General features: G+C 31.7%; 8 protein-coding genes. All 8 read right to left on the reverse strand.

Going from position 1 to position 9,081, the window contains the following annotated elements; translation table 11 throughout:
* Window position 1: 1 nt before the first annotated feature.
* A complete protein-coding gene (locus tag B0A65_RS17085) occupies window positions 2-1,768 on the reverse strand; it encodes a tetratricopeptide repeat-containing sensor histidine kinase (protein WP_083370436.1) in 1,767 nt (588 codons plus the stop codon).
* Entirely contained in the window at window positions 1,768-3,492 is a 1,725-nt protein-coding gene (locus B0A65_RS17090) for a tetratricopeptide repeat-containing sensor histidine kinase (protein ID WP_074659664.1), read from the reverse strand. The genes B0A65_RS17085 and B0A65_RS17090 overlap by 1 nt, the downstream gene beginning before the upstream one ends.
* Before the next feature lie 168 nt (window positions 3,493-3,660).
* The gene (locus tag B0A65_RS17095) at window positions 3,661-4,095 is read right to left on the reverse strand and encodes a carboxymuconolactone decarboxylase family protein (RefSeq protein ID WP_074659665.1); all 435 of its coding nucleotides are present in this window, start codon (window positions 4,093-4,095) and stop codon (window positions 3,661-3,663) included.
* Between the two features lie 79 nt (window positions 4,096-4,174).
* Window positions 4,175-4,747, reverse strand: coding sequence for a Crp/Fnr family transcriptional regulator (locus B0A65_RS17100; RefSeq protein ID WP_074659666.1), 573 nt, complete (start codon window positions 4,745-4,747; stop codon window positions 4,175-4,177).
* A gap of 154 nt (window positions 4,748-4,901) precedes the next feature.
* Window positions 4,902-5,246 carry a 50S ribosomal protein L20 gene (gene rplT / locus B0A65_RS17105; protein WP_007810721.1) on the reverse strand — a complete coding sequence of 115 codons (345 nt, stop codon included), beginning with the start codon at window positions 5,244-5,246 and terminating at the stop codon, window positions 4,902-4,904.
* 101 nt (window positions 5,247-5,347) lie between these two features.
* Window positions 5,348-5,545: a 50S ribosomal protein L35 gene (gene rpmI / locus B0A65_RS17110; protein WP_007810722.1), complete on the reverse strand. Its 198-nt coding sequence runs from the start codon at window positions 5,543-5,545 to the stop codon at window positions 5,348-5,350.
* Window positions 5,546-5,643: 98 nt separating this feature from the next.
* Window positions 5,644-6,195 (reverse strand): translation initiation factor IF-3, encoded by a 552-nt coding sequence (gene infC / locus B0A65_RS17115; RefSeq protein ID WP_072974136.1) that lies wholly within the window; start codon window positions 6,193-6,195, stop codon window positions 5,644-5,646.
* A gap of 22 nt (window positions 6,196-6,217) precedes the next feature.
* Entirely contained in the window at window positions 6,218-8,164 is a 1,947-nt protein-coding gene (thrS, locus tag B0A65_RS17120; protein ID WP_074659667.1) for a threonine--tRNA ligase, read from the reverse strand.
* Window positions 8,165-9,081 lie beyond the last annotated feature (917 nt).

Below are 9,081 nucleotides of genomic sequence, written 5' to 3' on the forward strand. Positions count from 1 at the left end.
TTTATAAAGGGAAAGTGAAACTTATTTTAAAACCTTTTTGTGAATTATTGCCAAAATTAATAGTTCCATTTATAGTTTTAATACGGCTTTCCACATTTTGGAGACCATTTTTTAAAATTAAGCTGTTATTTTTAATTCCGGTACCGTTATCACTATATATGACCTGTAAATTTTTATTTTTTATATTGAATGAAATGCTAACTAAACTTGCTTCGCTATGTTTTTTCATATTAACAAATAACTCTTGTAAAACTCTATAAAGAATTATTTTTTTATTTCTCTCTATTTCATCCCAACGTATCGTATCAAAACCATTTATAAGAATATTAATTTCAGGAGATTTGTGCCCTGAAATCATTTCTTTTACTGCGAGTGGATAATTTTTATCTGTAGAGATGTCACTATTTTCTTTTGAAATATTCCGCGTTCTGAAATAAATATTGTCTAAGTTGTTTAGTAATTTTTCTTTATTTTCATCGTTTTCCAAATCCTTGGTTTCTGCAAAAGCTATTGTTTGATAAACATCGTTAGCAAGTTCATCGTGCAATTTTTTGGATATTCGTATTTCACTGCTAAAAATGGCATCATTTTTTTCTTTTTCACCTTTTAGAGTTAAATGAAAATAAAGAAATAGAATAAGTCCTAAGACAAAAGCAATAATGACATAAGAAATAATAATTCTACTTTTTTGTCTTTCTAGTTGTAAATTATTTTCGATTTTTAGAGCTTTAAGCTGTAAGTTTTCGGCTCTGTCTTTATTAAAATTATATTTAATGTTAGAGAATTGATTTTTTATTTTTTTGTTAGCAAGGTTTAAGCTGTCAACAAGGTGGATATAGTGTAAGGAATATTTTTTCAACTCATTTCCTTCTGTGTTGTTTACTAATAAAGAAAGGCTACTAATTCTCTCCACTATATTGTTTATTTCTGAAGCATGATCAAAAGCTTTCTTTGCATATTCTTTTGCTAGTCCTGGATTCGTTTTTTGAAAAAAGACAGAAAGATGTTTGTAAGAAGTGGATAACCCATCATCATTTTTGGGTTGTAATCGTATTTTTAAACCTTCATAATAACATTCTAATGCTTTCTCAGAATTACCTAATTTATAATAACAATAACCTAAATTGTCTATAATATAGGCATGATCATTATTGTTTGCAGCATCGTAACTTGAAATGTTTTTTTGAGAAGCCAATATGTTAAGCAGAATAGCAGCTTCTTTATATTTATGTTGTTCCATATAGACAACTACTAAATTGTTTATGGCGAGACTTTTTCTCCAAACACTTGTTTTTAACTTAATTGCTTTTTTAAAACACAAGATAGCATTCTTGTTATCATAACTATGGGTGTAATTAATTCCTAAAATATTATATACAATCCAGGAATAACGTGGGTTTTTTATATCTTTTAAATAAGGTAATGCCTCGGTTGCACTTGCTTCACTAGCTATATAATCACAATTTTTTTGATGAAGTTCCGCTATACATGTCACTGCATACACATAATCAATAGGGTTTGTTTTTGGATCGCAAAGTACTTTTACCTTATTAAATACATAAATAGCACTATCTTTCTTATCAGTATCAAAATAGATATCTGCAACATCTGTAAGTCTTTTTATTTCTTCAGTATGCTCTGTTTTTGGTTTTATTGCTGTTTTCCTTTCACAAAAACGAACAAACAATACCGCTATTAGTAATAAAGTTATTATTATTAATAGATATTTGAGAAGCGTCTTTTTTGAAAAAGAATAAAGTTTTTTCATTACAATGGAAATTTAATAAAAACCTTAAAACCTTTGTTTGGTTCAGAATCAATATCAATTTCTCCCTTTATGCTTAGAATACGATTTTCTACATTATGCAAACCATTTTTAAAAATTATATCATTTACGTCAATACCTTTTCCGTTGTCTGTATAATTTATAATAACGCTTTTGTCTGTTTTTTTGAAATTAATACCAACTAAGGTCGCCTTACTGTGTTTTTTCATGTTTACAAGTAATTCTTGTAAAATTCTATAGACAGTAATTTTCTTGTTTTTTTCTATTTCATTCCACGGAATAGATTCTATGTCATTTAATAAAAGATTAATGTCCGAAGTATTAAATCCGGAAATCATTTCTTTTAAATAAAAAGTATATTTTTCAGAGGTTATTATAGGGCTGTTTTCCTTCGAAATATCTCTTGTTCTTAGATATATAGCATCTAAATTATTTAATAATTGTTCTTTGTTTTCAACTATAGAAAGATTTTTATTTTCGGCAAATGCCATGGTGTGATAAATATCATTAGCGAGTTCATCATGTAATTTCTTTGCTATTCTTGTTTCACTTTTATAAGTAGCTTCAATTTTTTCTCTATTTCCTCTCGAGGTTAGATAAAAATATAAGACTACGATTAAACTTAAACTTAAGGCAATTAGAATATACGAAATGATATTTCTATTTTTCTGTCTTTCAAGTTGTAATTCGTTTTCTGCTCTATGGGTTTTTAGTTTTAAATTTTCGTCTTTTTCTTTCTTCGAATCGTACTTAATCTTGGCAAACTGATTTTTTGCTTTTTGTCTTACTTCTGTGATACTATCGTTTAATTGAATATATAGGAGAGAGTATTTTTTTAATTCATGATCTTTAGTATTCGCTATTAATTGCTTTAGTGCGGCCATTCTACCATCGACATCATGAATAGAAGTGTATTTATCATAACTGACCAAGGCATATTTTGTAGATGAACCAACGTTGTTAGGATAGTAAAATTTGGCAAGATGAAGATTAATTTTTGCCGCCTCCCAATTATCGTTTGTTTTATTGGTTAATTGTAAAGCCTTGTTGAAATATGAAGCTGCCTGAATGTCTCCAATTTTAAAATAGCAAAAACCTATATTGTCTAATACTTTTGCATAGTTTTCAGTAACTTCAATTATTTCTTTTTCCGTGCTTAAACGAAGGTAGATATGAAGTGCTTCCTTATATTTATGTTGTTCTAGTAAAACGACGGCTATATTATTTTCTGCGCTTAATTTTCTCCATTCCTTAGTTTTTAAATTTAGAGCTTTATTATAATAGAGATAGGCATTGCTATAATCGCCTTTACTTAGGTAAGTGTTTCCAAATTCTATATAATTATTCCATATGTGTTTTTGGTTTTTTACATATTTTAAATAAGGTGTAGCCTCCGTTAATGTTAATTCACTTCCATCATAATCTCCATGATAGCGTTGAATTTCGGCTATGTTATTCAATGAACTGACAAAATTTTCAGAATCAGTTGCAGGATTGCAAATTGACTTTGCTTTATTATAGTAATAAAAGGCACTATCGAAGTTTTTGGTATCATAAAGCTTATCTGCAACAAGGATTAACTTCTCAACTTGCACTTTAGTGTTTTTTGGTGAAGCATTGGAGATTTCTTTCCTTTTTTGACAAGAAAATAAGACAAGAAATAGTAGTGTAATATATAGAATTACCTGAGTTCTTTTTGCAATCATGTGCCAAAAATAGAAAATTTTAGTTCTTACGTACACGTATAAATACGGTATTTTAAATTATTGCAAAAATTAAGATTTTCTTGATCTCATTTACAAACAGATACAAACAGACCCTCTGGTATGAGGGCTTGTGTTTGCTAGAATGTTGTAAAAATTATCTTTATAAAATTAGATAGCTCTCATTCCTGTTGTAATTCCTATTCTATTCCATGCATTAATAGTAATGATCATCATGATGATTTCTGCAAGATATTTTTCATCAAACAGAAGTGCTGCGTTCTGGTATACTTCTTCAGAAACATGATTGCTGATTAAAGTTACTTGTTCAGTCAAAGCTAAAATTGCTTTTTCTTCTTCAGTATAAACGTCGGCCTCACGCCAGGCACTTAATAAATAGATACGTTGTTCGCTTACGCCATAATTTCTGGCATCAGCAGTATGCATATTAATACAATAAGCACAACCATTTATTTGTGATGCACGAATTTTGATTAATTCTTTATGGACTGGGGTTAATGAAGTTGTAGAAATGTATTTTTCTAAATTCATCATGGCTTGATAAGCTTGTGGGGCAACAGTTGGGATAACGATTCTTGGTGTCATTTTGTGTATTTTTAAAAGTTTGATACAAAGTTCCTTTATATGCTCTTAAAAAAACTTGAACTACTTCAAGAAATCAGAATTATACTTTTCCTGCTCTGATTTTACTCATAAATTCAGCTGAAAAATCTAAATACGATGCAATCATATATTGTGGAACACGTTGCACAAATTCCGGAAATTGATTATTGAAATGATGATATCGTTCTTCTGCCGACATTGTGAATAAAAATTTAATTCGCATTTGCATGGCACCAAAAGATTTTTGAGATACGATTCTAAAATAACGTTCCAATTTCGGAATTTCAACTAGAAGAGATTCTAGAATAGGCTTTTCTATAGCGATGACTTCTGTATTCTCTACGGCCTGAATATAAAAATGTGAAGGAATATGGTTGTGATAACTTAATTGGTCTGTAATCCACCAATTTTCAATACCAAATTGAAGCGTTTGCTCAGCACCTTTTGAATTAATAATATATTGCCTAATACAACCGTTAACAATAAAATACATAGTATTGCACACTTGACCCTCTTTCAATATGTGCTCTTTCTTTTTAATTTTAGAAAGACTTATACATGACTCTATAATATCGATTTCCGAAGGTTCTAATGATATAAATTTTTGGATATGTTGAAGAAGAGCCGTACGCATTTAGAAATGATTTCTGATATACAAATGTACTTTTTAAATTCAATTTCTCAATAACTCAATTTTGGTAAATAGTCTATAAACAAAAAACCATCCCGTTTTGACAGGATGGTTTTTCTATGATAAGTAAGTAATCTAAATTGAGTTTATAAAACGTTTATTTTACTTTATTAAGTATTGCTTTGAAAGCTTCAGGGTGGTTCATAGCTAAATCTGCAAGAACTTTACGGTTCAATTCGATTCCGTTAGCTTTAACTTTACCCATGAATTGAGAATAAGACATTCCTTCCAATCTAGCTCCAGCGTTGATACGTTGAATCCATAATGCACGGAAATTTCTTTTGTTTTGTTTTCTATCGCGGTAAGCGTAGCACATTGCTTTCTCTACTGCATTCTTAGCAACTGTCCAAACGTTTTTACGTCTACCAAAGAAACCTTTGGCTTGCTTCATTATTTTTTTTCTTCTTGCTCTTTTAGCAACTGAATTTACCGATCTTGGCATAATTTTAATGTGTTTTTGTAGCAGGCGTCCTGAATTAAATCAAAGGAACTTAAAAGCCATACTCCAAGGTTATATAAATAATTTTTTAACCTAAAGAATTATTAGATAATTCTTAATTGTTGTTTGATGCTTTTCATATCTGTTGAGTGAACTAACGCTGAGTGTGTCAAAGCTAATTTACGTTTTTTAGATTTTTTAGTCAAGATGTGACTTTTAAAAGCATGCTTTCTTTTAATCTTTCCAGAACCAGTAACTTTGAAACGTTTCTTGGCGCTAGATTTTGTTTTCATTTTAGGCATTTTTCCTAGTGTTTTAATTTATTCTTACTTACTTATATCTTCGTTTCAGGTTTAAAGTTTCAAGTTCAGTGACTGAATACTGCAACTGTAAACTGAGACTATTTTTTCTTTTTAGGAGCAATGAACATAATCATTCTCTTTCCTTCCAAAACTGGCATAGCTTCCACTTTACCATGTTCCTCTAAATCTGTAGCCAAACGTAGTAATAAAATTTGTCCTTGATCTTTATAGATAATAGAACGTCCTTTAAAGAATACGAAAGCTTTTAATTTAGCACCTTCTTTCAGGAATTTTTCAGCATTCTTTCTTTTAAATTCATAATCGTGCTCATCAGTTTGAGGACCAAAACGAATTTCTTTTACTACAACTTGCGTAGACTTAGCTTTCAAAACCTTATCACGTTTCTTTTGTTCGTAAACAAATTTCTTGTAATCCATGATTTTACAAACCGGCGGCTCAGCGTTTGGCGATATTTCAACCAAATCCAATTCGAATTGATCAGCTAAACGTAAAGCTTCAGCAAGCTTAAATACACCTGGTTCGATGTTCTCGCCTACTAATCTTACTTCTTGTACACCACGAATATTATTGTTTATTCTGTGTGCATCCTTTTTTTCTACTCGAGGTTGATAACCTCTGTTGCTTCTTATTGCTATGACTTTATAATTTAAGTTAAACTGTAAATACTTTTAATGTCTTTTTTATTTCTTCGTCTACAATTGCGACAAATTCATCAATTGTAACTGTAATATTTCCTTTTCCTTCCTGACCGTGACGACGAATAGAAATCGTTCCGTTTTTCTCTTCTTCTTCACCAACAATCAGCATAAATGGTATTTTTTGCATTTCTGCATCTCTAATTTTCTTGCCAATTGTCTCGCTTCTGTTGTCAATTAGGGCGCGAATTTCGTGATTTTCTAGCAAATCTAAAACTTTTTTAGCATAAATTTCGTATTTCTCGCTCAAAGACAAGATTATAGCCTGCTCAGGCATTAACCAGAGTGGGAAATTTCCTGCAGTATGCTCTAGTAAAATAGCAATGAAACGTTCCATTGATCCAAAAGGAGCCCTGTGAATCATAACTGGTCGATGTAATTCATTATCAGCACCTTTGTAAGTCAATTCAAAACGCTCAGGTAAGTTGTAATCAACCTGAATAGTTCCTAATTGCCACTGTCTTCCTAAAGCATCTTTTACCATAAAGTCAAGCTTCGGTCCGTAAAAAGCAGCCTCGCCATATTCTACTACAGTATTTAATCCTTTGTCAGCCGCAGCATTGATAATAGCATTCTCAGCTTTCTCCCAATTTTCATCAGTACCAATGTATTTTTCTCTGTTTTCCTGATCTCTCAACGAAATTTGAGCAGTAAAGTCTTCAAAACCTAAAGAACCAAATACATACAGTACAAGGTCAATTACTTTTTTGAACTCTTCATCCAATTGCTCTGGAGTACAGAAAATATGTGCATCATCCTGAGTAAAACCACGAACACGAGTTAAACCGTGTAATTCACCAGATTGCTCATATCTGTATACAGTACCAAATTCTGCATAACGCTTTGGTAAATCTTTATACGACCAAGGTCTCACATTATAAATCTCACAGTGGTGAGGACAGTTCATCGGTTTCAATAAAAACTCTTCCCCTTCGGCTGGAGTATGTATTGGTTGAAAACTATCAGCACCATATTTTGCATAATGTCCAGAAGTTACATAAAGTTCTTTTTGTCCAATGTGTGGAGTAACTACTTGTTCGTATCCCGCTTTCTTCTGTGCTTTCTTTAAAAATTGCTCTAAACGATCTCTAAGGGCAGCACCTTTCGGTAACCATAATGGCAAACCTTGTCCTACTTTCTGTGAGAAAGCAAACAATTCAAGTTCTTTTCCTAATTTACGGTGGTCACGACGTTTTGCTTCTTCAAGAAGTTCAAGATATTCAGTTAAATCTTTTTGTTTAGGGAAAGATGTTCCATAAACACGAGTCAACTGTTTGTTTTTCTCATCACCTCTCCAGTAAGCACCGGCAACACTCATGATTTTAAAAGCTTTGATGATTCCAGTATTCGGAATATGTCCACCACGACATAAATCAGTAAAAGTTGCATGATCACAAAAGGTAATAGTTCCGTCTTCAAGATTCGAAATCAATTCAGTCTTGTAAACATTGTCTTTATATATTTCTAATGCAGCGGCTTTACTAACCGGACGCATTTTAAATTCATGTTTTTCTCTTGAAATCTCAAGAACGCGATCTTCGATTTTTTTAAAGTCAGCTTCTACAATTTTCTGATCTTCAAAATCAACATCATAATAAAACCCATTAGCGATTGCAGGTCCAAGAGTTAATTTAATTCCAGGATACAATTCTTCAAGCGCTTGCGCCATTACGTGCGAAGTCGAATGCCAGAAAGCTTTTTTGCCTTCCGCATCATTCCAGGTATATAAAATAAGACTACCGTCGGTCGTTAATGGAGTTTCGGTTTCTATTGTTGTACCATTAAAGGATGCTGAAATAACGTTTCTTGCAAATCCTTCACTAATGCTTTTAGCAACCTCCATCGGAGTTATGCCTGAAGCAAACTCTCTAATTGACCCGTCGGGTAAAGTAATCTTAATCATTGTTTATAATTTTGTGAATGCAAATATAGCGCATTACTAAAATACATACAATACATATATGAATGTTTATAATATATATGTATTAGGAATAAATGTGATTCTTAATCTGATGCTATTTTCTACATATATATAAGGAGGAAAAATGTATATAATATATAGTACAGGATATACGGGAGAGGCTGAGAGAAGCTAAAGCTTCGTTCGATTGGAATTTGGACCCGAGCGCTAGCGGACAGGCGAAGCAATTTCAAGATTTGGAATTTATTTTTAAATTAGGAGCTATTTCCCGCTATCCGCTACAATCTTTTGTGCCGAACCCCGGCACAAAAGGATTTCCACTTCTATCGGGGCTAGGGGAGCTGGTTTCAAAAGAAGTCCTATTATGTATAAGATATAGGTCATAAAGGATGAAAAGAAGAACTTTGTGTCTTGGTGCCTTTTGTGGCAAAGTCAAAAAAAAGCAGAAAAGAGCGTAATGTGATATGTTATAAAGTTCTTAGGAAATCATGTATTACTATGTAAAGTCTGTAAAAAAGGCATGTCGGGAGATAAAGGAATTGAGATTAATACAGCTACTACAGTAAAATCTTATAAATAGCAAAAAACCTCAAAAGCTAAGTTTTGTGTTATCAGAGTGTTAAGAAAAAGTTTTGAAAAAGATTAAAATTATATAATAAAAACCCTTGTAAATGTAAATAAAGGTGGTACTTTTGCACCCGCAACAACGACAGACGTTCACTGAAATACTGACAAGCTACTGAATTAAGTTGAAAATTTATTTTCAAAAAAAGATTCAAAAAAGCTTGTGAGATTTGAAAACGGATGTTACATTTGCACCCCGCAAACGAAGTTCACCGAACACTTTTTTAGATAAGAGTTAAGTGAGGTAAAACACGGAAAGTTCATTGATAGATTGG

The sequence above is a fragment of the Flavobacterium frigidimaris genome (assembly GCF_002217275.1).
GTDB classification, from domain to species: Bacteria; Bacteroidota; Bacteroidia; order Flavobacteriales; family Flavobacteriaceae; genus Flavobacterium; species Flavobacterium aquidurense.